This window comes from Rhodopirellula sp. P2 (assembly GCF_028768465.1).
Lineage (GTDB): Bacteria > Planctomycetota > Planctomycetia > Pirellulales > Pirellulaceae > Rhodopirellula.
Window position 1 is genome coordinate 5,255,742 of record NZ_CP118225.1, and the last position, 24,524, is coordinate 5,280,265.

Genomic DNA, 24,524 nt, shown 5'->3' on the forward strand with positions numbered 1-24,524 from the left:
TCTCGTATTGCCAGACGTTTGTCATCACCCTCCCCCTGGGAGGGTCGAGCGAAGCGAGGGGAGGGCTACACGTTTTAGGTTCGCCCTCCCCGGCCCGAAGCGGGCCGCCCCTCCCTGAGGGAGGGTGAAGTAAGTGCCATTCGGCGTTCGCCCCGGTTGCGCGTAAAAACCGTGGCTAACGCCAACGGCTCACATACCCGATCACACCTGCGTCCCTGCTTAGCCTGCCCCCGTAGCCGGATTCGCCAAAATTCGGATCCCAGTTTCCCCGTAGCCGGATTCGCCAGAATTCGGACTCGCCCTCAACCTCTCACACCCCACCGCGTCACGGCGTGTCGATTTTGTTGTAGGTTGGCCACTCTTGGCCGACATCCACCACTTGGACGGGCAAGAGTGCCCATCCTCCAGGCGTTCCAACGTCGTTGACGACTGAATCAGCAAGGCATCCCCTCACACTCCGTAGCCGGATTCGCCAGAATTCGGGAAACCCTGAACCCGCGGCCCTGTGCCGCCGCCACCTTTCCCACTCTCTCTGCCATGACCAAGACCGCACTCATCACCGGAATCACTGGCCAAGACGGCTCGTACTTGACCGATCTCCTCTTGGAAAAGGGCTACGAGGTTCACGGCATTGTCCGTCGCAGCAGTTCCTTCAACACGGATCGCATCGACCACGTCTACCGCGACCCGCACGAGGCCTCCAACCTGCACCTGCACTATGGGGACCTCACCGACGGTCAGAACATCACCAATCTGGTGCTCGATATCCAACCCGACGAGATCTACAACCTCGGCGCCCAATCGCACGTTCGAGTCTCGTTTGATTCCCCGGTTTACACGGTCCAGACGGTCGCGATTGGTTCGCTGAATATCCTAGAAGCGGCACGCCAACTCAACAAACAAAAGCCCACTCGCGTCTACCAAGCCAGCAGCAGCGAAATGTTTGGCGACGTGATCGAAACGCCGCAAACCGAAACGACCCCGTTTCAACCCCAAAGTCCTTATGCCTGTGCCAAGGTGTATGCCTTTCACCAAACGGTGAACTACCGGCACGCTTACGACTTGTTCGCCAGCAATGGCATCCTGTTCAACCATGAATCCCCACGTCGGGGCGAAACGTTTGTGACCCGAAAGATCACACGTGCCGCCACCCGCATCAAATTGGGACTGCAAGAGAAACTGTACCTCGGCAACCTGGATGCCAAACGTGACTGGGGTTACGCCAAAGACTATGTCGAAGGCATGTGGCGAATCCTCCAGCACGACCAACCCGATGACTTTGTGCTGGCCACCGGCGAAACCCAAACCATTCGTCAATTCCTCGATTACACCTTCGAAGCCCTCGACCTGGACTGGAACAAGTACGTCGAGATCGACCCTCGCTACTTCCGCCCCACCGAAGTCGACCTGCTGCTGGGTGATTACTCCAAAGCCAAAACCAAACTGGGCTGGGAACCGAAAACCAGCTGCAAGCAATTGGCGGAACTGATGGTCCAACAAGACCTCGAACTCGCCCAGACCGAACTGGCACAAAAGTCACTCTCCTAAGCACGTCCTCACCGTAGCCGGATTCGCCAAGAATTCGGCCCCCGACTTCCCCGTAGCCGGATTCGCCAGAATTCGGACTCCAACTTCCCCGTAGCCGGATTCGCCAGAATTCGGACTGCAATTCCGTCCTCCATCCCGCCGTCCCTAACAACCTGAGCCCCAGAGTCCCCTCTCCCGCTTTTTGAAGTTGCATTTTTTCCTCCAATGGCCAACGGCCTCGTTCAACATAGCCAGGGGCATCGCCCCTGGAGCAGAAGAACACGGCCCCCATTTTGGCCAACGGTCAAATTCAATCCAAAACGTTTGGGTTGATGTTGGCCGTTGGACAACCAATGCCGGTTCAGTCTCGATGCCTGGGGCGATGCCTGGGCTGATAAAAATGTGCTTCGTCGAGTTTTAGCCCATCCGATGCTCGACCCTCCCCTCGCTTCGCTCGACCCTCCCTCTGGGAGGGTGATGAGAAACCCTTGGCAACACAGCACTTGAAAACCGCACGACCTCGCACGGGCGAGGGTGAGGCCTGCACTCGCGAACCTGTGGCCCTTTCCGCACTCGCCATGCCATCCACCAGGCGGCTCGCGCCACTCCGCTAAGAATTTCCGGCCACTCCCGACAGGCTAGAAGACTATCCCACTTTCTCTCTCCAAAGCCCAAACCCCTTCTCTTCATGTCATCTGATTTCACTTCACGGATTCAAGATCGTAGCGCCACGGTGGGTGTTGTTGGACTCGGCTATGTCGGCCTGCCGCTGGCACTCGCCTACGCCGCCGGCGGCTTCAAAACCGTTGGCTTCGACATTGATGACAAGAAGACGTCGGCGATCAACGGCAGCACCAGCTACATCAAACACATTTCGGCTGACTCCGTGGCCTCGGCGGTCCAATCCGGCAACCTCGCCGCCACGACTGACTTCAGCCAAATCCGTGAAGTCGACGCCATCATCCTGTGTGTCCCCACGCCGCTGGACGAGCACTTTGAGCCCGACCTTTCCTATGTGGTGAGCACGATCGAATCGATCGTGCCGCACCTGCGGGCAGGCCAAACGATCAGCCTCGAAAGCACGACCTACCCAGGCACAACCAACGAAGAACTGGTCACTCGCATCGAAGCCGCAGGACTGCCTGTGGGCACCGACGTCCATGTCGTCTACTCGCCCGAACGAGAAGATCCCGGCAACCCCGAGTTCGCCGCCACCAACATCCCGAAAGTCGTCGGCGGCCACACCCCGGCATGCCTCGAGGCCGGCGTCGCACTGTACGGCAGCGTCTTTGATCAAGTCGTCCCGGTCAGCAGCACGCAAGTTGCCGAGCTGACCAAACTGCTGGAAAACATTTACCGCAGCGTCAACATTGGACTCGTCAACGAGTTGAAACTCGTCGCCGACGAAATGGGCATCGACATCTGGGAAGTCATCCAGGCCGCCAGCACCAAACCCTTCGGCTTCAAAGCGTTTTATCCCGGCCCTGGATTGGGTGGTCACTGCATCCCGATCGACCCGTTCTACCTGACCTGGAAAGCACGCGAATTCGGGGTGCACACACGGTTCATTGAACTGGCCGGCGAGATCAACCGAGCGATGCCCACACACATCGTCCGCCGCTGTGCGGATGCTTTGAACCAACACAAAAAAGCCCTCAATGGCAGCAAGGTGCTGCTGATCGGGTTGGCCTACAAACCCAACGTCGATGACGCGCGAGAATCACCCTCCTACGAACTCCTGGATCGACTGACCGCGCAGGGCGCCGAGGTCGACTACCACGACCCTTATGTCCCCATCGTCCCCCCATCGCGAGAACACTCGCATTGGGCCGGCAAACCCAGCGTGAGTTGGGATCAAGCAACGATTCAGGAATACGACCTGGTCTTGATTTCAACCTGGCACGATTGCCTCGACATCCACGAACTCGCCCAGTGGTCGCAATTCATCGTCGACACTCGCAACGCCACGGCGAAACTGCCACCCGAGCTGCAAACCAAAGTCCTCAAGGCCTAGTGGTCCGTCTCGCCTCCACTTTCAGGTAGCGGAACTCGCCAAGAGTTTCGACGTGCACCATGAATTGCCGAAAGTCTTGGCGACTTCCGCTACGCCCCCACCCGTAGCCGGATTCGTCAAGAATCCGGTCCCCTCTCCCGCACCGGGAGAGGGCTAGGGTGAGGGCCTTTCCCAGCCCGTAGCCGGATTCGCCAGAATTCGGACCCCACCCGGCCACATTCGCCAGAACTCCGCCCCCACCCGTAGCCGGATTCGTCAAGAATCCGGTCCGCCCTCGTAGCCGGATTCGCCAGAATTCGGACCTGAGTTCAACGGAAGCCCGCAAGCCCTCCGGTCACACACCGGGCGGCTCGCGCCACTCCGCTAAAACGAATACCCTGAGTCCCTGACGCCCCTTTCCCACTTTAAAATGCCCACCGCACTCATCACCGGCATCACCGGCCAAGACGGCTCGTACCTGACCGAGCAACTGCTCGATCGAGGCTACACGGTGCACGGCCTGGTCAGGCGGACCAGCAACACGGTTCGATCTCGACTCGACCCGTTGTTCCATAACAAAGACGTCTACAACAAGAGCCTGTTCCTCCACTACGCGGACCTGGACGACACCACAACGATCCGACGAATCCTCGTCAAAACACAACCCGACGAGCTGTATCATCTGGCAGGTCAAAGCCACGTTGGGGCCAGTTTTGACATTCCCGAATCGACGTGCCAGTTCACCGCCATGGGCACGCTCAAGATTCTGGAGATCCTTCGCGACCTCGAGAAACAACCGCGGTTCCTGCACATCAGCAGCAGCGAAATCTTCGGCCGCCCCGACGAATCTCCTCAGAACGAACACACGCCGATGCGGCCGGTCACGCCCTACGGCGTCGCCAAGACCTTCGCGACCCAGATGGTCCAACTCTACCGGGAATCATTTGGTTTATTTGCCTGCAACGCGATTTGCTACAACCACGAATCACCGCGACGAGGCGAATCCTTCGTCACCCGCAAGATCACCAAGGCGGCCGCGGAAATCTCCCTGGGACTGAGCGATGAGATCGTGCTCGGTTCCCTGGATGGACGCCGTGACTGGGGCAGTGCCCCCGAGTACACCACCGCGATGCACCTGATGCTGCAACAAGACACCCCAGATGACTACATCCTGGCGACGGGGAAAACACACAGTGTCGAAGAGTTCCTCGACGCCGCGTTTCAAAGCGTGGGGCTCAACTACCAAGACCACCTGAAACAAAACCCCAAGTACATGCGTCCGGCGGAAGTCACTCGCCTGGTTGGCGACCCATCCCACGCCAAACAACGACTTGGCTGGGCCCCCACCACAACCGCCCTCGGCCTCGCCCAACAAATGACCGCCGCTGACGTTGAATCGCTGAAGCGATTGGCCGCTAGCAGTTAGCCCAGAATGATCGGGACGAACGATGTGAGCCGTTTGGGCGTTAGCCCCGGTTGCATCACCCCCGTAGCCGGATTCGCCAAGAATTCGGACTGCCCCGTAGCCGGATTCGCCAAGAATTCGGACCGCCCCGTAGCCGGATTCGCCAAGAATTCGGACCGCCCCGTAGCCGGATTCGCCAAGAATTCGGACCGCCCTCGTAGCCGGATTCGCCAAAAATTCGGACCGCCCCGTAGCCGGATTCGCCAAGAATTCGGACCGCCCCGTAGCCGGATTCGCCAAGAATTCGGACCTGCATCCACCGCCCCCAACCTGCGCCAAACCCTCACTGTGGCCCTATGCCACTGAGCCCCTTTACTCAGCATCTCCCATGAAAATTCTCATCACCGGCGGCGCCGGCTTCATCGGCAGCAACCTCGTCCGCATGGCTCTTGCCAACGGCCACCAAGTTCTCAACGTGGACGCGCTCACCTACGCCGGCAACCTCGCGTCGCTGTCGGAGATTGAATCCAACCCCAACTACCAATTCGCACACGTTGACATCACCGACGCCGCCGCGATGGACGCCGCCATCACCGGTTACCAGCCCGATGCGATCATGCACTTGGCCGCCGAGAGCCACGTCGATCGCAGCATCGATGGTCCTGGCCAATTCATTCAGACCAATGTCATTGGCACCTTCAATCTGCTTCAATCCAGTCTGAAGCACTATCGTTCGCTCACTCCCGCACAAGCAGCTCGCTTCCGATTCCTGCACGTCTCGACCGACGAAGTTTACGGCAGCCTCGGCGACGAAGGGTTGTTCACCGAAACCACACCTTACGATCCCCATTCACCGTACTCTGCCAGCAAAGCATCCTCGGACCATCTTGCCCGAGCCTGGCAGGACACGTATGGGTTGCCCGTCCTGGTCACCAACTGCAGCAACAACTACGGCCCGTATCAATTCCCCGAGAAATTGATCCCCGTCGTGATCCTCAAATGCCTGCGAGGCGAACCGATCCCGGTTTACGGCAAAGGCGAAAACATCCGCGATTGGTTGTATGTCGAAGACCATTGCCGAGCCCTGCTCACCGTCATTGAAAAAGGCACGCCCGGCGAGACCTACAACATCGGCGGCAACAACGAGCAAAGAAACATCGACCTCGTCCACCTGATCTGCAACCTCATGGACGAGCTTTGCCCCCAAGTCCCCTCTCCACCGCTTACGGGGGAGAGGGTTAGGGTGAGGGGGCAAAACAACAGCACTCCCCCCTCCACCTCCGAACTTCACCCTCCCTCTGGGAGGGTCGAGCAAAGCGAGGGGAGGGCCGCCCCTGAAGTCCCCTCGCCCCCGGCAACGGGGGAGAGGGCTAGGGTGAGGGGGAAAAACAACAGCACTCCCCCCTCCACCTCCGAACTTCACCCTCCCTTGGGGAGGGTCGAGCAAAGCGAGGGGAGGGCTACCCCAAAAGTCCCCTCTCCACCGGCAACGGGGGAGAGGGCTAGGGTGAGGGGGCAAAGCAACAAAACTCCCCTCTCCACCTCAGGGGGAGAGGGCCAGGGTGAGGGGGAAAAAAGCCACGCCTCCCTCATCACCTTCGTGACCGACCGCCCCGGCCACGACCTCCGCTACGCGATCGACGCCAGCAAAATCCAACGCGAACTCGGCTGGGAACCGCAAGAAGATTTCGAAAGCGGCTTTCGCAAGACCGTGCAGTGGTACCTCGACAACGAAACCTGGTGGCAAAACATCCTCACCGGCGACTACCAGTTGGGCCGTCTGGGGACGGCTTAGCACCTCAACTTTCCGGTAGCGAAACTCGTCAAGAGTTTTGATTTCCACCTTCAATCGCCGAAAGTCTTGACGACTTCCGCTACTCAGCACTCAGCACTCAGCACATGCAATTCATCGACCTCAAAACCCAATACGAAACTTACCAATCCGAAATCGACGCTCGGATGAAGGCTGTCATGCAACACGGACGGTTCATCATGGGACCGGAGATCGCCGAAAGCGAAACCGCTTTGGCAGAATACGCCGGGGCGAAGCATTGCATCACCGTCTCCAGCGGCACACACAGCCTCGAAATCGCTTTGCGTGCACTCGACATCGGCCCCGACGACGAAGTCATCACAGCTCCCTTCACCTGGATCAGCAGCAGCGAAGTCATGCTGCTCGTTGGTGCCAAGCCTGTGTTCGTCGACATTGATCCGGTGACCTTCAACATCAACGTGGATCAACTGGAATCTGCGATCACCCCCCACACGAAAGCGATCCTGCCGATTTGCCTGTTCGGGCAGATGCCCGATTTCGAACGCATCAATGCAATCGCTGAGAAACACGGCTTGGCGGTGATCGAAGACGCTGCCCAAAGCTTTGGTGCCACCCAAAATGGCAAACGGAGCTGCGGTGTCACCCAAATCGCCAGCACCAGTTTCTTCCCCGCCAAACCGCTGGGTTGTTATGGGGATGGCGGTGCCCTGTTCACTGACGACGACGAAATCGCGACCAAACTGCGAGCCATCCGAACCCACGGCGGTACAAAACGACATCACCACACACTGGTGGGAACCAACGGCCGATTCGACACGCTGCAAGCCGCGGTGATTCTGGCGAAACTCCCGCACTTTCAACAGGAAGTCGAACGACGTGGCACCATCGGAGCCCGCTACTCGGACTTGCTGCGAGACGTTTGCCAAGTCCCTGAGGTTGCCGACGGAAACACCCATGTCTACGCGCAATACACGATTCGGTTGCCGAACCGCGATTCGGTTAGTGCTAGCCTCAAAGAGGCAGGGATCCCCAACGCGATCTACTACCCCAAATGCTTGCACGAACAACCCGTCTTCTCGCATCTGGGTTACGAGTACGGCGACTTCCCTGAATCGGAAGCCGCATCCAAAGATGTCCTCAGCCTTCCCATGCATCCGTTCCTCACGGAATCCGACCAGGACACGATCGTTGCCGCGGTCAAAGACGCCGTCCGTAGCTGACCCGGCCAGATTCCAGACCAGCACTCACTCAGCATCGACTCAATCATTGGCGCGACTGGTAGCGGAACTCGCCAAGAGTTTCGGCTTCGACGGGAAAATCTCGAAAGTCTTGACGACTTCCGCTACAGGTCGAAACTCGCTTGCCCCACCTCAGAAACTCATCCATGACTCAACCCAATATCGCTCTCATCGGTGCCGGCTACTGGGGTAAAAACCTTGCCCGCAACTTTCACGCCTTGGGTGCCCTGCACACACTCTGCGACGCCAGCCCCCAAACCCTGGCCAGTTACGGCGACGACTACGCGGCGGTCGCCAAAGAGACTTCCTTCGCCAAGGTCCTCGCCAACCCAGACATCACCCGTGTCGCGATCGCCGCACCGGCAACCCTTCATTACCAACTGGCCGATCAGGCCATTCAGGCCGGCAAAGATGTTTACGTCGAAAAACCGCTCTGCCTCGATATCCAGGAAGGGCAACAACTGATCGAAAAAGCCAGTGCCGCGGGCCGAATCTTGATGGTCGGACACTTGTTGCAATACCACGCCTATGTCGAGAAACTCGCTCAGATGGTGAAAGCCGGCGAACTCGGCAAGCTTCACTACATCACATCCAATCGACTCAACCTCGGCAAAATCCGCCAAGAAGAGAATTCACTGTGGTCGTTTGCCCCCCACGACATCTCGGTCATCCTCTCACTTGCCGGTGAACTACCTACCGATGTCTGCTGCAGCGGCGAAAGTTACCTCACCTCGGGTGTCGCCGACACAACTCTTACCCAGCTCAAATTTGCCAGCGGTCTTCGGTCCCACATTTACGTCAGTTGGCTCAATCCTTTCAAAGAACAAAAACTCACGGTGGTGGGTTCGGAAGGGATGGCGGTGTTCGACGACACCAAGCCCTGGGACGAGAAATTGGTCCTGTACCGGAACTACCTCACCTGGACCGACGGCAATGTTCCAACAGCGAACAAAAGCCTTGGCGAAGCGATTCAGGTCGAGCAAGCCGAACCGCTCAAAAGCGAATGCCAACACTTCCTCGATCGCTGCGACGATCGGCAGGCAGCTCGAACCGACGGGCAGGAAGGCCTGCGAGTCCTCAAAGTCTTGCATGCTGCTCAAAGCAGCCTGGAAAACGGCGGCGTCTCGTCATCGCTCGATACCTGCGAACCATGCGAAAATGTCACGATCCACCCCACCGCGGTCGTTGACAGCAAGGCCAAGCTAGGCAACGGAACCAAGGTCTGGCACTTCAGCCACGTCAGTGACAACTGCGAACTCGGAGAAGGCTGCAACCTCGGGCAGAATGTCTTCATCGCCCCCGGCGTCCGCATTGGCAGCAATGTCAAGATTCAAAACAACGTCTCCGTCTACACCGGCACCGCGATCGAAGACGATGTGTTCCTAGGTCCATCCTGCGTGCTCACCAACGTCAGCAACCCACGCAGCGAAGTGGTCCGGCGTGGGATCTACGAGGAAACCACGATCCGCCGAGGCGCGACCATTGGAGCCAACGCCACGATCGTCTGTGGCGTCACCATCGGGCGTTTCGCTTTTGTGGCGGCGGGCGCAGTTGTCACCAAAGACATCCCCGACTACGGCTACGTCCGCGGCGTCCCCGCCAAACAAATCGGCTGGATGAGCCGGCATGGGCACCCGCTCACCTTTGACACGGAGGGCAAAGCCTCCTGCCCCGAATCGAAACTAACCTACCAACAATCGACAAACGCTCTGGGGCTACAAACCATAGCGTGCCAAGAGCTTCAAGAAGCGGCATCGCTTCCCACAGAGATGAAAACCGGAGACACGAGCTATCGAACTTTTTCGAAGTAACGAATGACGCAACTCTTCGTCCAAACGGAAACGAGACAACTCATTCTTCAATATTTCTCACTGCCCCCTTCCCTCTAACGCTCATCAAGATCATGCCTCAAAAAGGAATCATTCTCGCCGGTGGAAGTGGAACGAGACTCCATCCAATCACTCTGGCGATGTCAAAGCAGATGCTTCCTGTTTATGACAAACCCATGATCTACTACCCTCTGTCAGTACTTCTACTCGCAGATATCCGGGAAGTGCTCATTATCTCAACGCCCCAAGACCTGCCACACTTTGAAAGGCTATTGGGAGACGGCAGTCACTTGGGATGCAAGTTCTCTTACGCCGAGCAGCCTGTTCCAAATGGTCTCGCCCAAGCTTTTTTAATTGGTGAAGAATTCATTGGTAACGACAGTGTTGCTCTGATCTTGGGCGACAACATCTTTTACGGCTCCGGCTTCGGGGATCTCATCCGCAGCCATTCCAACCCAACGGGCGCTGTCGTCTTCGCATCCCACGTCAATGACCCAGGGCGATATGGAGTCGTGGAGTTTGACGAGCAGATGAAAGCAATTTCCCTCGAAGAGAAGCCCGAACAACCGAAATCGAATTACGCAGTCCCGGGGCTCTACTTCTACGACAATTCCGTTGTAGATCTTGCCAAGCAAGTCAAGCCATCCGCACGAGGTGAATATGAGATCACAAGTCTCAACCAGGCTTACCTCGATGCAGGGCAGCTCTCGGTTGGGGTTTTCAACCGTGGGATCGCCTGGCTGGATACCGGAACGTTCGCTTCGCTCAACGAAGCCTCGACGTTTGTTCGTGTCATCGAGGAACGCCAGGGAACAAAAATTGGTTGCATCGAAGAAATCGCATACTACCGAAATATGATCGACCACTCCCAACTATCAAAATTAGCATCTCGGTACGGAAAAAGCGGATATGGCGACTACCTCGCCACAATCCCACACTCAACGATGAGCAACCACCGATGAACTCAGAAGAACGCAAGAGCCTGTCTGCACCAATCCCATTCAACAAACCATTTGTTGCAGGGAAGGAGCTCTTCTACATCGCTCAAGCAGTCACAATGGGCAACCTCGGTGGCGACGGTCACTTCACTCAAGCTTGCAGCCGACTACTGGAGCAAACGTTCGGCATTCAAAAGGTTTTGCTCACACCGTCCTGCACTGCCGCCTTAGAAATGGCCGCCATGTTGTGTCGCCTCGAACCAGGCGACGAAGTCATCATGCCGTCCTACACATTCGTCACGACCGCCTCTTCGTTCGTCCGCGAGGGCGCAACTCCCGTGTTTGTCGACATCCGTTCGGACACTCTCAACATTGACGAGACGCTGATCGAAGCGGCCATTTCACCTCGCACCAAAGCGATATGCGTTGTCCATTATGCTGGCGTTGCATGCGAGATGGATACCATCATGGCCATCGCCAAGAAACACAACTTGCTTGTCGTCGAGGATGCCGCCCAGGGTGTGAACTCCTCCTACAAAGGCAAGCCACTCGGCTCCATCGGTGACCTGGGCTGCTACAGTTTCCACGAAACAAAAAACTTCATCTGCGGTGAAGGCGGCGCCCTGTGCATCAACAATCCACGATTCATCGAAACCGCTGAGATCATACGAGAGAAGGGCACAAACCGCAGCCGCTTCATCCGAGGACAAGTCGACAAATACACATGGGTCGAAATTGGATCGTCTTATGTCCCCAGTGAGTTGTCATCTGCCTTCCTCTATGGGCAGTTGGAGCTGATGCAGGAAATTTCAACGCAACGGCAAACGATTTACAACAACTACGATTGCTTGATTCGCCCCATTGCCGATCGCCTTGGCCTTCAACTACCAAGCATTCCTACGGAATGCACAAGTAACTCACACATGTACTATCTCATCTGCAGTGATGGGCCCCAGCGAACAAAACTCCTTTCACACATGCGATCGCGCGGAATCCAAGCAGTTTTTCACTACGTGCCACTTCACAGCGCCCCCGCATCTGTCAAGCGGGGCTTCAATCGAACCTCGCTTCCCAAGACTGACAACCTGAGCGAGAGGCTAATACGACTCCCAATGTACTTTGACATTTCAACGTCGGAACAAGAACAAGTCGTTGACACGATGAAGAGCTTCTTGTGAGAGCAAGGCGATTCAGACCCACCCGGTAACTCATCTATGATCTTCTCAAAACTCTTTCGACTTGTTCGTGATTGCTACGAAACCGAAGTCTCAGGGATCGGGCTTGCGCTTTTCCGCATCCTGTACTCTGCGGTTTTAATGGGCGAGATCACCACACTGTTTCACTATCGCCACCTGGTATACGATAAGATCCCGTTCATCGCCCCCAGCGAAATTGATTGGGCTTGGCCACTTGGAATATGGTTACTTTCGGTTGCGTTCATAATGGTAGGTGTCAGCTACCGCAAAGCGGCGCTGGTCAACTACCTAATGACGGTAACTTGTGTCGCCACCACGTCTAGCTACGAATATCACATGTTCTATGCCTACACAGGCATAAATTTTCTGTTGATGTTCACCCCCGCTGCCAATCGACTGTCGGTCGATGCGATTATCCGACGCAACCGCGCTGCGGCGGCATCGCTCCCTTCCAAACCAGAACAAGTTTCCCTGATCAATTACCGGATCATTGTATTTGTTGGCATAGCACTTGTTTACTTCGACTCTGTCTTTCACAAACTGGGCTCCACCATTTGGACAAGTGGGCTAGGGGCTTGGCTGCCTGGCAGCCTGCCAATGGTAACGCAAACCGACACCTCTGCATTGCTGAACCATAAGTGGCTCGCGATTGGATCCGGCTACGCCGCATTCTGCTTTGAGGCAATTTTCATCTTTCTATTCTGGTTCAAGCGAGCCTGGCTCCCCTTGACGGTGATAGGAATCGGACTCCACTTTGGAATCCTGGTAGAATTCCCAATCCCTTTCTTCGCACTAGGTGTTATCTGCATCTACTTGCTAATGATTCCTCCAGAGCTTTTTGAACGCTTTTCATTCCCTCGAACAACTGATCCATCTTTGACTGTGGCGTTTGACGCCGCATGCCCCTTGTGCCGCATGACAAAGGCGACTGTCGAATCATTTGACTTGCGTTCAAACGTTCACTTTGCCCCCATCGATGCCCCGGAGAACCTGCCTCCCCAATTGGCCGATATATCGGAAACCGAATTAGCTTCAACCTTGCATTCGGTTTCCAAAAGTGGGGATATTTTTCGCGGTGTTGAAACGTATGCCCAGATCGGATCGGCAGCATTCCTGCTCTGGCCCATCGGCGTCGCGCTTCAAACCCCTGGGATCCGCGGACTAGCAGAGCGCACCTATGCATGGGTGGCAAAAAATCGTCGCACAGAACGATGCACCGATACGACCTGCCCCGTTCCGATGGGAGCGACAAGAACAGAGCCAGCCCCAGTGATTACCGGCCTGAAGCAATCCAATATCGCCAGCTTTGCAATCACCGTCTTCCTGATTGCCGTCGTCTTGGCACAGGGCCTGATGATCACCCAATCGGCATTGGCCATCAAATTTTATCACTCGGCGGGGCTGGCCGACACGCCAGCTATCACAGCTATCCGCAAGGCAACTGGCCTAGTCCGTTACATAGTCCAACCGCTGTTTGGAATCACTTACCACGGCGTCTTCATGGATTCTCACTTCGACGGATACGAACATCAAATTAGAATCACCGACAAAACGACTGGTGAAACGCTACCAGTGACGACGAAAGCAGGCGCCCCTGGGAAGTATTTAACCGGTTTCAACTGGGTAAAATGGTCATTTCGCGTCAATGCCCCAAATGTCGATCAGACAAAACTTGCCAATGGAATCCGTGATTTCTCAGCGTTCTGGATTCACGACCGCGGGCTCGACCTGTACGGCGAACACAATATGCAAGTCGATGTTCGCCGCATCCGGTTGCCCCTGACCTGGGAACATAACTATTACCGCAGCGTAATGAAAACACCGTGGCAATCAGCGGGAACCGCCAGCTGGAACAACGGCGTTTTCGGCATTGAAATCGGTGAAATCGAAAGTTATTAGCCCGCTGAAATGACTTCGCCTGCCTTACTTCCGCATACAACCTCCTCGTGGCATCAAACAATCTAATGTGCAAAACGGTCGCCGTCATTCAGTCAAGCTACCTACCGTGGAAGGGATACTTTGACATCATCCATGATGTCGATCTATTCATATTCTACGACGATGTCCAATTCTCAAAGAACAGCTGGCGCAACCGCAACCGAATCATCGGGCCATCGGGCCCCCACTGGATAACGGTCCCCGTTGGCAAAGCAAGTGGCCGGCTGATCCATGAAGTCGAACTCACTGACCATGCGTGGCAAGACAAACACCTCGCCGCGATCACCAACGCCTACCGAAAGTCGAGGTATTTCAAACTCTACATTGACTTTGTGACCGACATCTTCACACAAAAGAAGTGGACCAGTCTCTCTGAGTTGAACCAACAAACGACGCGTGATATCGCAACAAATCTACTTGGAATCGATACAAAAATGATTGATTCTCGCGTCTTTTCGCCCTCAGGTGCAAAGCAAGAGCGTCTAATCGACCTCCTAAAGCAAGCTGGTGCCACACGTTACATCTCTGGTCCTGCCGCCAAAGACTATATCAGCGAACAAGTTTTTCGAGACAACAATATTGAACTGATCTACAAGGACTACGCTGGATACCCAACGTATGACCAGGGCACTAAAGAATTTGCCCACGACGTAACGATCCTAGACACGCTGTTCCACTGCGGCCCATCAACTCCCCAACACGTGTGGGATTGGAGAGACCAACAGCAGGTACCGAACAGATTGCAAGGGACCAAGTCAGATGGCAGCTAAACTGGCAATTATTGGGGCAGGCGATCTTGGCAAAACACTCCTGAAACTCTTAAGCGATATACCGACCTATAATTTCGCTGGCTTTTTGGACGACACCCTCGCCCAGGAGAACGGCAAAGGCAAAAACGTACTTGGTGCTATTGATGATGCAAAACGGTTACAGAACGAAGGAGCGTTTGATGCTGCAATTCTTGCCATCGGCTATAATCACATGGTCGCGAGACAACAGATCTTCGAGGACATGTCCCGCTCTGGTATTCGCCTTGCCAAGCTTATCCACCCAACCGCATGCATTGCAAACGACAGCAGAATCGAACATGGTTCTGTAATTTTTCCCGGATGCACAATTGATGTCGGCGCTCGAATAGGACGCAACACAGTCATAAACGCGGGTGCAGTCGTCAGCCATGACACATCGATAGGTTCGCACTGCTTCATTGGACCAGGCAGCGTTTTCGCGGGTTTTGCTCACACCGGCGAACGATGCCGGTTTGGTGTCGGATGCATCATCCATGACAACATTCGAATTAGCGATGACTGCCAAGTGGCTAGTGCGTCACTAGTTACGCATGACGTGCCACCAGGACAACTTGTAATGGGAACGCCTGCAAAGTTCCGTCGGAAGGTTGAATGGCTCCGCTAGAAATTTATTGCGAACATCTTGCCGCCTGGAAACACTGCACGACTCTCACACACGAGGTATGGCAATGAACAGTGCCCTGCATCTGCTCGCAGATAGCCCCTATGGCAACATGATTGCGAAGTTGTTCACCGATGCCCTTCCAGAATGGGAACACACTTTTTTTGTGTGTTCTAAAGGCCCCCTGAGATACCCAATCACATCAACACGCAAGGTTCATTCTGGTTCACCTAAGCGGCTGACTGAGCTAACCAACGAGTCCCTCCAGGTCATCGTGTCCAATGGGGTGCCCCTGAACTCTGCATACCACCAATCACTGCCAGACAACCCCGCGAAAGTTTGGGTTCTATGGGGGTTTGAGGTATATGCAAACCGTCGATTCAGGAGCATTAGCGATGGCACTTCCACATTCACGATGCCAGGCACCAGTGACCTTTACCGCGCCAAACGCGACCAATCGCGACTGCGACGGATGGCTAGTTTCGCAAGACAGTTGCTCGCCAGCACCAGGCCGTCGCATCTCAAGGATGCGATCGAACAATTTGACCACTGCGTGATGCTGTTCCGCGAAGAGTACGACATGCTTCAAGAGCTGATCGGCTTCTCAAAATTGCCTCTTACACAGACCGCTGGCGTCCCCCTGGATTCACTAATCGGAGAGGGTATTCTCACCGCCGAAGACACACCTCAGGGGCGTCCCAACAACATCCTACTGGGCAACTCAGCCTCCCCGACTTGCAATCATGTCGAGGCGATTGAGCGAATCCAACGCATAGGACTTCCGGCCGGGGGAAAAGTAATCGTTCCACTCAGTTACGGCGACAAGCGATATGGCGAAGCGGTGTCGCAATTGCTTGCAAAGCATTTACCCAACCGTCACGTCGCACTGACAGACTTCATGCCAATTGATAAGTACAATGACGTGCTCGGATCTTGCCCGATCGTATTGATGAATCACCTGCGGCAGCAGGCCGTCGGCAACATTCTGGCATCAATCTACCGGGGCGCCATCGTCTACCTAAATCGAACGCCTGTTTATCTAGGACTGAAGCGAATGGGCATTGACGTTCGTTTAGTGGACGACCTTAAGTCACGGGAGCAGATCACTGAACGGCTGGAGACGTCTCAGGTGCTGAAACACCGCGAAATCCTGGAAGAGCACGTTGGGCGACAATCAGTCACTGCAGCCTATCGAAAACTGTTCGATTGTATTTAGCAGACACTGACGCTGTGCCCCCACCACAACATTGTTCCGAAACGCCCCACACGCTAAACCTCCACTGAACAACACACCTTGACCCACCCTTCACGCGGAAGAAAGTTCTTAGGCAACTTATCTTACAGCATCACTGGCCAGGTAGTCACACTGGCGGCCGGAATTGTCACTTCCATTATTCTTGCACGCTGGCTCGGACCCGACCTGAGAGGTGAACTGGCTCTTGTGCTGTTGTTACCATCGACGCTGCTTGCCCTACTCACAAGTGGATTCAACGCCCCCATTGTCCATTTTGTTGCAACCGGCGAATGGCCCAATCAGCGCATTACCGCAAACGTGACAGGGATTGGCACACTGCTAGCGGCCCTGTCAATCGCGGTGGGCTGCGCAGCAATCCACTGGCGACACCTGCTCTTCCCCGGAATATCAACACCGCTTCTCATCGCAAGCCTCGGCTTGATACCGATCCAAGTCGCTCAAGGTAGCCTCAATGCGATCCTGATTGGGAAACAGGCCTTTCGACGCAGCATGCTGACAAACCTGATTGTCTCCCCCCTGCAACTGGTTATCAACCTCACTGCGGTCGTGTACCTCGACCTTGGCATACTCGGGGCATTTGCATCCACCCTTCTATGCGGCTTGGTAGGAACGTCTATATCGGCAACACACGTTTACCGCGAAGTGGGCGTCGGAAACTTCTGGACCTGGCCGGAGCTCTCGATCGCACCATTGCGATCGGCGATCACATATGGCATGAAGGCTCACGTCGCGAACCTGGCTGGCTTTCTCAACTACCGGGTGGACATGTTTCTTGTAAACCTCTTGCTAGGCACGGCTCAAGCCGGCTTCTACGTCGTGGCCGTTGGCCTCGCTGAAAAACTATGGATCCTAGTCTCAAGCCTTGCCGGAGTTGTCTTCCCAACAGTTTCCGCCGAGGCTCAAAGTGACCCACTAGCAAGCGCACAGTTCACTTCACGCATTGCGGCGACAATGCTCTGCCTCCTATCTCTAGCGGCAATCGTCATGTCATTGACCGCTATCCCATTCATAAACTTGATGTACGGAGCGGAATTCGCCAAAGCAGGCTGGGTAATGATCAGCTTACTCCCGGGCATCACGCTCCTCGGACACGCGAAACTGCTCTCCAACCACATCGCAGGAATTGGCCACCCTGAAGTCAACGCGATTGGAGCATCACTAGGAGTGGTGATTAACATCGCCTCAAACTTTGCATTGATCCCCCGCTACGGCCTGATTGGAGCCGGCATTTCGACTTCCGTCTCGTACTCCATCATCTCCTTCTACTGCTATTACAAATTCGTCCAACTCACTGGGGTCTCCTATCGCCTCCCGCTCATTCCAAACGGAAGAGATCTCAAACTAGCTGCCGCGAAGTCCACGGCACTCGCCAGGCGAGTTCGCCCCTGGCAATAACAATCGTGATACCGAACTCGCTAGCGTTAGACGGAACCCAGCTTCACTGGGACAATCTGCTCGCCACTACCGTGCACAAAGATCGTTACCTGCCCCCCCCCTTTTTGAGGATTTTCAAATCATGTGCGTGAGCCGAAGACGAGACGGTGGGTAGCGTGCCCCAAAGCAGGCTCACGAAACCGGATTTTGTACAGAGCACCGTTGTGTGCGTCCAAAGCCCAAATGCAAGCATTTCCGCCACTTACCCTGCCCTGAAGTCCCGGCAATGGACTGAACAACACGGCCCACAGTGCAATGGACGAAATAGAGATATCTGGCGATCAACACAGGCTCGCTTGAATCGATGCAGAATCACATCGAGAAATGCGTCCTCGCACCATCCATTGACGTTTTCGTACGACTTTTGCCATAAACAAATAGCTCAATATGTTTCGCCATGCGGCACCACCTCGCTTCCCCAAAAAAAAACCGGCAAGACAGTTTTCTCCGCGCCGAAAAGCTATGCGTCTGACTTCCACCTGGTCCCGCACACGCCCCACCGATCTTCCTTCAAAGACCACAATTGTGGCATCGCAGCCACCACTCAACTAGCATCCGCAACCCAGGTGGTTCTAGAACTGGAAAGATGCGTTCCTTTCCAAAAAGAACCTTGATCATGCACTCTTGTAAACCTTATTCATTTCATCAGTGAAACCCTTCCAACAGCTTTGCTTAACATTGTTTGTAGCCCCCGAAACTATCGCTGTTAAGGCAGAACTTGCCTTGCGTTTCGAGCAAATCCAGACGGTGACGGTTTGAGTAACTCTCAAGTTCCGTCCGATAGGGAAACTCGCCAATTTATTTCAGGAAAACGCACTATACTAGTGGTTTCACCACAGCGTTGGGACCACCTTAAACTATCGAAGCATCACTATGCTGAGGAATTGGCAAGACTGGGCAACCAAGTTTACTTTTTGAATCCCTTCACACGCCTTGGTTGTCCCGGCCGAATAAGGATTCGCAAATCTGGCATTAAAAACTTGCATATCATCGATCAGCAATTCTTGCTTCCACTCCGACTTTTCGACATCCAGGGTTCTTTTGCACAACTTTTGCTCAAACGCCGCCTTGTAGACCTCGCAAAAGTGGTTGGGGGAAAGTTTGACATAAGTTGGAATTTTGACAATTCTTCCGGGGCCTTTATGGATCAGACGATTCTGCCGGCAAAATACCGGATTTTCCAACCAGTCGACCGCATTGATAGAACCGCGGCGGCTTTGTCTGAACCGGACCTGTTGATCTCCGTGGCCGAAAACATCCTGGACGACTACGACACGCCAAAAGAGAAGAAACTCCTGGTCCCTCATGCGATAGGGATCGAATTCCTTAACTTCGCTCGGAATTGCCTGGGTTCAGATGCAGCCAAGCGTGATGGGAAGGGTCGAATCCAAGTTGGATACGTCGGGAATCTTGAGATTCCGGCATTGGACCGAACTACCTTGCAACGACTGGTTCGGAATTTCCCGGAGATTCAATTTCACTTCATTGGACCATTTGACGAAAACCCCACTTTGGACAAAAGTTCCTGGCTGAACTTTTGTCGAACTGCACCCAATGCGTTGCTGCATGGATTACGAACTCCCATTGAGATCTTAGAGTACGCCAAACAGATCGACGTTTGGCTTGTCTGCTATGACCGACAGCGAGACAGGAACTCGGCGTCAAATTGTCACAAGATCACTGAGTACCTTGCAACTGGCAGCGTGGTTGTTTCTAGCCGAATTGATGCCTTCGCTGGACGCGGAGACCTATTAACCATGGCCAAAGACGGAACTTCTGATTCGTTCCTTGAAGCATTCGCCGATGCGGTTCAAGACCTATCCTATCTGAACAGTCAAACGCTACAGGATGCGAGACTGAGATTTGCAATCTCCCGAAGCTGTCGCGAGGTGCTGCAACAGATTCAGCGGAAGATTGAATCAATTACCGCAATCGAATAGATCAACTTGGCCGACGCGAGGGAATAGTATCTGCTACGCTATCTCCTCGATGGTTCGAAGGGACTTATCGGTGCTCTCAGGCATGTCAAATTGAGATCACCCTTTACTACTCACCGCAAGATTAAAATGAATGCTTTTTCGATCCGAGTACTCCGCAAACTGCGGTTGTCAAATTTTCTTCGACTGAATTGGAAGCGGTCGTTGAACGGTGTTGATTTGCACTTTCCAATTCGCGGTGATTTGGGCTGGGGGCATTTAGGCGATGCAGAATCATGGATGACCGACCTTCTCAGCTCACTAAAAATCTATTTCCAATCCAAGCAGGATCACTGCTTTGTCGATGTCGGAGTCAATATTGGACAGACCTTGGTAAAGCAGCAGACCGTGACTCCCGGTGGTGCTTACGTCGGCTTTGAGCCAAACGCCTCTTGCGTTGCCTATGTAGATGAATTAGTGAAATTGAATGGCTGGGAAAACGTAGAGCTATATCCGGTGGGCGTGTCACAAACGCCTGAATTATGCAATCTGAATTTCTTCAGCCAGTCGGAGATTGATTCCGGTGCGTCGATAATTGAGCAGTTTCGAACCGAGCAACCTGTTCTGCGACGATCTCATGTTGCCGTCTTCCCATTGAACGCCGCTGGACTTAGTCGCCCAGTCTCGTTCCTTAAAATCGATGTGGAAGGAGCGGAACTCGAGGTACTGAGAGGCGCCAACTCAGTCATACTGAGAGATCGTCCTTTAGTTTCTATCGAGATCCTGCCTTGCTACGATGTGTCAAATAAGTTTCGAATCGAGCGGCAGTATGCTCTAGAGCAGTTGATGGCAAAAGCAAAATACAGGTGCTTTAGAATTCTTAAAGCAACTGCAGAACAGGGGCGGCTCACAGGCATCGAAAGAGTTGATTCCATAGGCGTCCATGGCGACATAGACCTTGCCGACTATCTGTGGATACCACAAGAGTCCGTTGACGATATCTGTGGGTTGATCGCTCAACAGTTCGCGGTAGATGGGTGAACCAGCACCTGGCCTATCTCACCTTGCGAAGTCACTCTCTCTTTCACAGATCATCTACTGTGCAAATAAAAAGCAAGCAATTAAGAAGCGATACCAGAATAGACGCCAATGGAGTTTCGGTCGTCATTCCGACCATCGGACGCGAAGCGGTAGTGCTGGACACGGTGAGTGACCTGACCCGCCAAGCTGGTGTCGACTTCGAGATAATCATTGTCACGCAATCTACCCAAACGCTCGATGAAGTACAAAGCTTGGCCGTTAGACATAACGTCGCAGCACGATGTTATTATCAATCGGAACCAAATGCGAGTTTGGCAAGGAACGTTGGGTTGCGGGAAGCAAAGTTCAACGTCGTACTATTCATTGATGATGACATGCATTTGCCGAATATTCGGTTCCTCGAAAGCCACCTTGCTCCATTCGAAGAACCCAGCTTGGCCGGAGTTGCCGGGCAAGTCCTGTTGCCGGGGCAGGAACCAAGGACCCGGGCACTTCATTATTTCGCAAGCAGGAAAAGGGTGGGCTGGCTCTATTTTCCACCTACGTGGACAAAGCCCGATAGTGTACGAAACGGAATTTCATGCAACTTGTCCGTTCGAAAAGACCTTGCCCTAGACGTCGGTGGGATGGATGCTAACTTTGTCAAAGGCGCTCACCGTGAGGAGTCTGATTTTTGCCTAAGACTTACGGACAAGCACGGTTTGCTAGCATTCTCCCCAGCAGCGTCAGCGGTGCATCTTCACGTTCCCTCGGGCGGTTGTCGCTCTTGGAACGACCGGAAGATTGAAAAGCCCAATTCGCACGCTAACCATCATCTGGCAGGCGAATGGTACTTCTTGTTACGAGGGCTCCAACTTGGGACCATTGGATACCTGGACCTTCCAGACTACTTCTTCGCACTCGCGAAACGCCATCTATGGTACCGTCCAAATGGCAAGCGATTCCAGGGCGGATTCAAGGCATTGTTGAATTCATTGGAGGGTCTGCTCGAAGCACGTCGGTGGTTGAAGTCAAAACCTCGATTGGTCGATTCGGTTTCAAACAGCGAGTACAAATTGGTCTGGGAAGTAACGCCCAAAGATCAAACAGAATTCGAGAGGGGCCAGCAAGCGAGGCACTGATACCTCAATGCGAGTAGCACGAATTCGTTGATAATGACCGTTCCACCTATAGCACGATGTTTCTACTTGGCCGATTTCGCATCCAGATACAGCGAAGGCATGCGACATCCGGCAAGGAACTATTGCTGGACAGCGGCGCGAAGCAAGACGGGACACTTGGACTGACCAACAGAAAGAAATCCTGCAGCAACCGTCAAGATGCATTACGTCCTTTGCCGCGTTCTTAGATCTCGGAAATCATACTCGCCATTATACAGGACACGTGTGTTACAATTTTAGCAAAGTCCCGAAAAGGCTCTTCAGCCGAAAAAGTGGGTGTATAAAACAAGGCACAATACAAGAAACAGAATACGTAAAGAAGTCATATGCTGCGTTTTCTCGACGTGTCAGTTCGTTTTGTGAAAATTACCGCATCGGCTGTTACCTCGTGCCTCGGTTTACGTCGGTGGAACGGTGGGAGGAACTGCAGTTTTTCATTCGAATGCCTGCTAGCTATAATATCATTTTTGATGCAAGGTCAAAGACGCACCTTGGTCGCTTTATCTGCGGGAACTATGAATGCCGGTTGACATAGAAAATCTGCGTTTATTTCAATGCCGATTGGGTAATTTTGGACATCGGAGTAAATGTTGGGTACTACACATTGCCATTTGCGAATAGACTTCAGCTACTTGGCGGCACCGGAGCTGTACACGCCTTCGAGCCTGTCGAGGCAAATTTCCGAGCGTTTGCGTCTGGAGTGGACGCAAATCGTCTGAGTGAGCGTGTGCGCCTACATAGGTACGGTCTTGGAGAGCGTTTTGAAGAAGTTCAAATCTCCATGACCGAAGATGGTGAAACGGGAAACGCGGTTGTTGTGAGTCCTGAGTTGGCAAAAGAACGCGAGATTGCACATTTTGAGAAAATCCAGATTTTGTGTCTTGACAATCTTGTTGAAGAATTGAACATCCAACGGTTTGATTTGATTAAAATCGACATTGAGGGCGGAGAAATATCGTTCCTTCGCGGTGCGAGAAATTTCATTACGCGTTTCCTGCCCGTCATCTATGGTGAATTTAACTCATACTTCATTGACGTAAACGGGCAGAAGACTCAGGAGGCAATTGACTTTCTAGCCCAGCTGGGATATCGATGCCACAGACAGCTCAGTCGCTCGCATCATTTTGCACCTATAGGCGTTTACCAAGAAGGAATCGGGGATCTTCTCTTCCTGCCACCTACAATTCCGGCAGCAGATCTATCGTTTTGGGCCGACTGAAGGCCGCACGCATTTTACGTCGAATAGCTAAACTTTTCTTCCATTTCGCTTGAAACCGACCAGCGTCTACTAAAGAGATATATTTTGCGTATCGGAGTTTGCATCCAGTCCCTCACTCGAGTTTTAACTACGGCAACGCCCTATCGAGGGATGCTTCGTGAACTATTAAAGCTTCGCCCTCTTGATGATTTTGAGTTATATGTCACGTATGATTCAACCGCAGAGCCATTACTCATCGAATATCTCAAATCGCTTAAAACTAAAAACTGGGAACTGGCTCCCCTTCCGTACCATCGCCGGTCAATGTTACTCAAGTGCCTCGCGGGCTATAGCCGCTATTTTCCGATCAAGCGTGACATCGATATCCTGCTCACATCTGATTTTGATTTCCACAGTTTCGATCGTGGTCCTCAATTGGCTAATCTTCACGATTTGTCGTCGATCTTTGCCAGCCAAGAGCACTGCTCACTCTCTTGGCATGGACGTAGGGTTCGTATCAACCAAGGTAAAATGCTTGCCCGCTCAGACGTTTTCGTCACTGCAATCTCCGAGTTCTCACGCCGGCAGTTAATAGACCTCGATTCGCGTTTCGAGAACCGAAGTGAGGTGGTTCATAACGGAATCGAAGATGTTTGGAACGCTTCATCGCCATCGTTGGATAACACGCCGCCGATAAAGCACGCCTATTGGATCTGGTGGGGGCAAATCACACGAAGAAAAAATATCGACGGCTTGACTCTCGCCTACGCAAAGTTCCTCAGTTCGCTCGACCCTGAAACACGAGAGAATGCACCCGATATTGTCTTGGTCGGAGCGATTGGCCGCGATTCCGAAACCTTGCCACTGACGATTGAGCAGGTAGGTTTGACACAGCGAATCCACTTTTTCCCGTTCCAAGGACTGAAGACACTTGTCGACTGGGTTGACCTGAGCGATGGCGTGCTCTTCCCATCGCACTTCGAGGGATTTGGGCTACCCGCCTTAGAGGGACTGGCACGCGGAAAACCGGTCATGACATCCAACTGCACATCGCTTCCTGAAATCACTGGCGGAAACGCTATTCTTGTAGAACCAAGAAAAGTCAGTTCGATCGAACGTGGATTGCACAAGTTGATGACTGCGAGCCAGATGAACAGTGCAGGGCAAGTACGTTGTCAATGGGCATCGGCCTTCACCTATCGACGAGCGGCTCAGCAATACAGTTCGCTGATTGACAATCAGATCGCGTCCTATGAACCAAGGGGCAAGTGA

Annotated in this window: 18 protein-coding genes; all 18 read left to right on the plus strand. The window is 53.8% G+C overall.

Annotated elements, in window-relative coordinates; all coding sequences use genetic code 11:
• The first annotated feature begins 537 nt into the window (after nt 1–537).
• A complete protein-coding gene (gene gmd / locus PSR62_RS18600; protein WP_274404505.1) occupies nt 538–1,548 on the plus strand; it encodes a GDP-mannose 4,6-dehydratase in 1,011 nt (336 codons plus the stop codon).
• A gap of 667 nt (nt 1,549–2,215) precedes the next feature.
• Nucleotides 2,216–3,541, plus strand: a complete 1,326-nt coding sequence (locus PSR62_RS18605) for a nucleotide sugar dehydrogenase (protein ID WP_274404506.1) — start codon at nt 2,216–2,218, stop codon at nt 3,539–3,541.
• Nucleotides 3,542–3,950: 409 nt separating this feature from the next.
• Nucleotides 3,951–4,946, plus strand: coding sequence for a GDP-mannose 4,6-dehydratase (locus PSR62_RS18610; RefSeq protein ID WP_274404507.1), 996 nt, complete (start codon nt 3,951–3,953; stop codon nt 4,944–4,946).
• Nucleotides 4,947–5,313: 367 nt separating this feature from the next.
• Nucleotides 5,314–6,720 carry a dTDP-glucose 4,6-dehydratase gene (gene rfbB, locus PSR62_RS18615; protein WP_274404508.1) on the plus strand — a complete coding sequence of 469 codons (1,407 nt, stop codon included), beginning with the start codon at nt 5,314–5,316 and terminating at the stop codon, nt 6,718–6,720.
• A gap of 104 nt (nt 6,721–6,824) precedes the next feature.
• Nucleotides 6,825–7,919, plus strand: coding sequence for a DegT/DnrJ/EryC1/StrS family aminotransferase (locus PSR62_RS18620; protein ID WP_274404509.1), 1,095 nt, complete (start codon nt 6,825–6,827; stop codon nt 7,917–7,919).
• 164 nt (nt 7,920–8,083) lie between these two features.
• Nucleotides 8,084–9,748, plus strand: coding sequence for a Gfo/Idh/MocA family oxidoreductase (locus tag PSR62_RS18625; protein WP_274404511.1), 1,665 nt, complete (start codon nt 8,084–8,086; stop codon nt 9,746–9,748).
• A 92-nt stretch (nt 9,749–9,840) separates the two neighbouring features.
• Nucleotides 9,841–10,728 carry a glucose-1-phosphate thymidylyltransferase RfbA gene (rfbA, locus tag PSR62_RS18630; protein WP_274404512.1) on the plus strand — a complete coding sequence of 296 codons (888 nt, stop codon included), beginning with the start codon at nt 9,841–9,843 and terminating at the stop codon, nt 10,726–10,728.
• Nucleotides 10,725–11,882 (plus strand): dTDP-4-amino-4,6-dideoxygalactose transaminase, encoded by a 1,158-nt coding sequence (gene rffA / locus PSR62_RS18635; RefSeq protein WP_274404513.1) that lies wholly within the window; start codon nt 10,725–10,727, stop codon nt 11,880–11,882. The genes rfbA and rffA overlap by 4 nt, the downstream gene beginning before the upstream one ends.
• A 36-nt stretch (nt 11,883–11,918) precedes the next feature.
• On the plus strand, nt 11,919–13,799 hold the full coding sequence (locus tag PSR62_RS18640; protein ID WP_274404514.1) for a DCC1-like thiol-disulfide oxidoreductase family protein: 1,881 nt from the start codon (nt 11,919–11,921) through the stop codon (nt 13,797–13,799).
• A gap of 65 nt (nt 13,800–13,864) precedes the next feature.
• On the plus strand, nt 13,865–14,608 hold the full coding sequence (locus PSR62_RS18645) for a WbqC family protein (RefSeq protein WP_274404515.1): 744 nt from the start codon (nt 13,865–13,867) through the stop codon (nt 14,606–14,608).
• Nucleotides 14,598–15,251, plus strand: a complete 654-nt coding sequence (locus PSR62_RS18650) for an acetyltransferase (RefSeq protein WP_274404516.1) — start codon at nt 14,598–14,600, stop codon at nt 15,249–15,251. Before PSR62_RS18645 ends, PSR62_RS18650 begins: the two co-directional genes overlap by 11 nt.
• A 64-nt stretch (nt 15,252–15,315) precedes the next feature.
• Nucleotides 15,316–16,464, plus strand: a complete 1,149-nt coding sequence (locus tag PSR62_RS18655; RefSeq protein ID WP_274404517.1) for a TDP-N-acetylfucosamine:lipid II N-acetylfucosaminyltransferase — start codon at nt 15,316–15,318, stop codon at nt 16,462–16,464.
• Between the two features lie 78 nt (nt 16,465–16,542).
• Entirely contained in the window at nt 16,543–17,898 is a 1,356-nt protein-coding gene (locus PSR62_RS18660) for an oligosaccharide flippase family protein (protein ID WP_274404518.1), read from the plus strand.
• 794 nt (nt 17,899–18,692) lie between these two features.
• The gene (locus tag PSR62_RS18665; protein ID WP_274404519.1) at nt 18,693–19,877 is read left to right on the plus strand and encodes a hypothetical protein; all 1,185 of its coding nucleotides are present in this window, start codon (nt 18,693–18,695) and stop codon (nt 19,875–19,877) included.
• 201 nt (nt 19,878–20,078) lie between these two features.
• The gene (locus tag PSR62_RS18670; protein ID WP_274404520.1) at nt 20,079–20,894 is read left to right on the plus strand and encodes an FkbM family methyltransferase; all 816 of its coding nucleotides are present in this window, start codon (nt 20,079–20,081) and stop codon (nt 20,892–20,894) included.
• Nucleotides 20,891–22,015 (plus strand): glycosyltransferase family 2 protein, encoded by a 1,125-nt coding sequence (locus PSR62_RS18675; protein ID WP_274404521.1) that lies wholly within the window; start codon nt 20,891–20,893, stop codon nt 22,013–22,015. The genes PSR62_RS18670 and PSR62_RS18675 overlap by 4 nt, the downstream gene beginning before the upstream one ends.
• Nucleotides 22,016–22,625: 610 nt before the next feature.
• The gene (locus PSR62_RS18680) at nt 22,626–23,273 is read left to right on the plus strand and encodes an FkbM family methyltransferase (RefSeq protein WP_274404522.1); all 648 of its coding nucleotides are present in this window, start codon (nt 22,626–22,628) and stop codon (nt 23,271–23,273) included.
• 150 nt (nt 23,274–23,423) lie between these two features.
• Complete coding sequence (locus tag PSR62_RS18685) at nt 23,424–24,524, plus strand: glycosyltransferase family 4 protein (protein ID WP_274404523.1); 1,101 nt, start codon at nt 23,424–23,426, stop codon at nt 24,522–24,524.

Excerpts from the sequence above, each read along its gene's own strand:
- gmd (WP_274404505.1), top strand. The coding sequence starts at position 538 with ATGACCAAGACCGCACTCATCACCGGAATCACTGGCCAAGACGGCTCG.
- PSR62_RS18605 (WP_274404506.1), top strand. The coding sequence starts at position 2,216 with ATGTCATCTGATTTCACTTCACGGATTCAAGATCGTAGCGCCACGGTG.
- PSR62_RS18610 (WP_274404507.1), top strand. The coding sequence starts at position 3,951 with ATGCCCACCGCACTCATCACCGGCATCACCGGCCAAGACGGCTCGTAC.
- rfbB (WP_274404508.1), top strand. The coding sequence starts at position 5,314 with ATGAAAATTCTCATCACCGGCGGCGCCGGCTTCATCGGCAGCAACCTC.
- PSR62_RS18620 (WP_274404509.1), top strand. The coding sequence starts at position 6,825 with ATGCAATTCATCGACCTCAAAACCCAATACGAAACTTACCAATCCGAA.
- PSR62_RS18625 (WP_274404511.1), top strand. The coding sequence starts at position 8,084 with ATGACTCAACCCAATATCGCTCTCATCGGTGCCGGCTACTGGGGTAAA.
- rfbA (WP_274404512.1), top strand. The coding sequence starts at position 9,841 with ATGCCTCAAAAAGGAATCATTCTCGCCGGTGGAAGTGGAACGAGACTC.
- rffA (WP_274404513.1), top strand. The coding sequence starts at position 10,725 with ATGAACTCAGAAGAACGCAAGAGCCTGTCTGCACCAATCCCATTCAAC.
- PSR62_RS18640 (WP_274404514.1), top strand. The coding sequence starts at position 11,919 with ATGATCTTCTCAAAACTCTTTCGACTTGTTCGTGATTGCTACGAAACC.
- PSR62_RS18645 (WP_274404515.1), top strand. The coding sequence starts at position 13,865 with ATGTGCAAAACGGTCGCCGTCATTCAGTCAAGCTACCTACCGTGGAAG.
- PSR62_RS18650 (WP_274404516.1), top strand. The coding sequence starts at position 14,598 with ATGGCAGCTAAACTGGCAATTATTGGGGCAGGCGATCTTGGCAAAACA.
- PSR62_RS18655 (WP_274404517.1), top strand. The coding sequence starts at position 15,316 with ATGAACAGTGCCCTGCATCTGCTCGCAGATAGCCCCTATGGCAACATG.
- PSR62_RS18685 (WP_274404523.1), top strand. The coding sequence starts at position 23,424 with ATGCTTCGTGAACTATTAAAGCTTCGCCCTCTTGATGATTTTGAGTTA.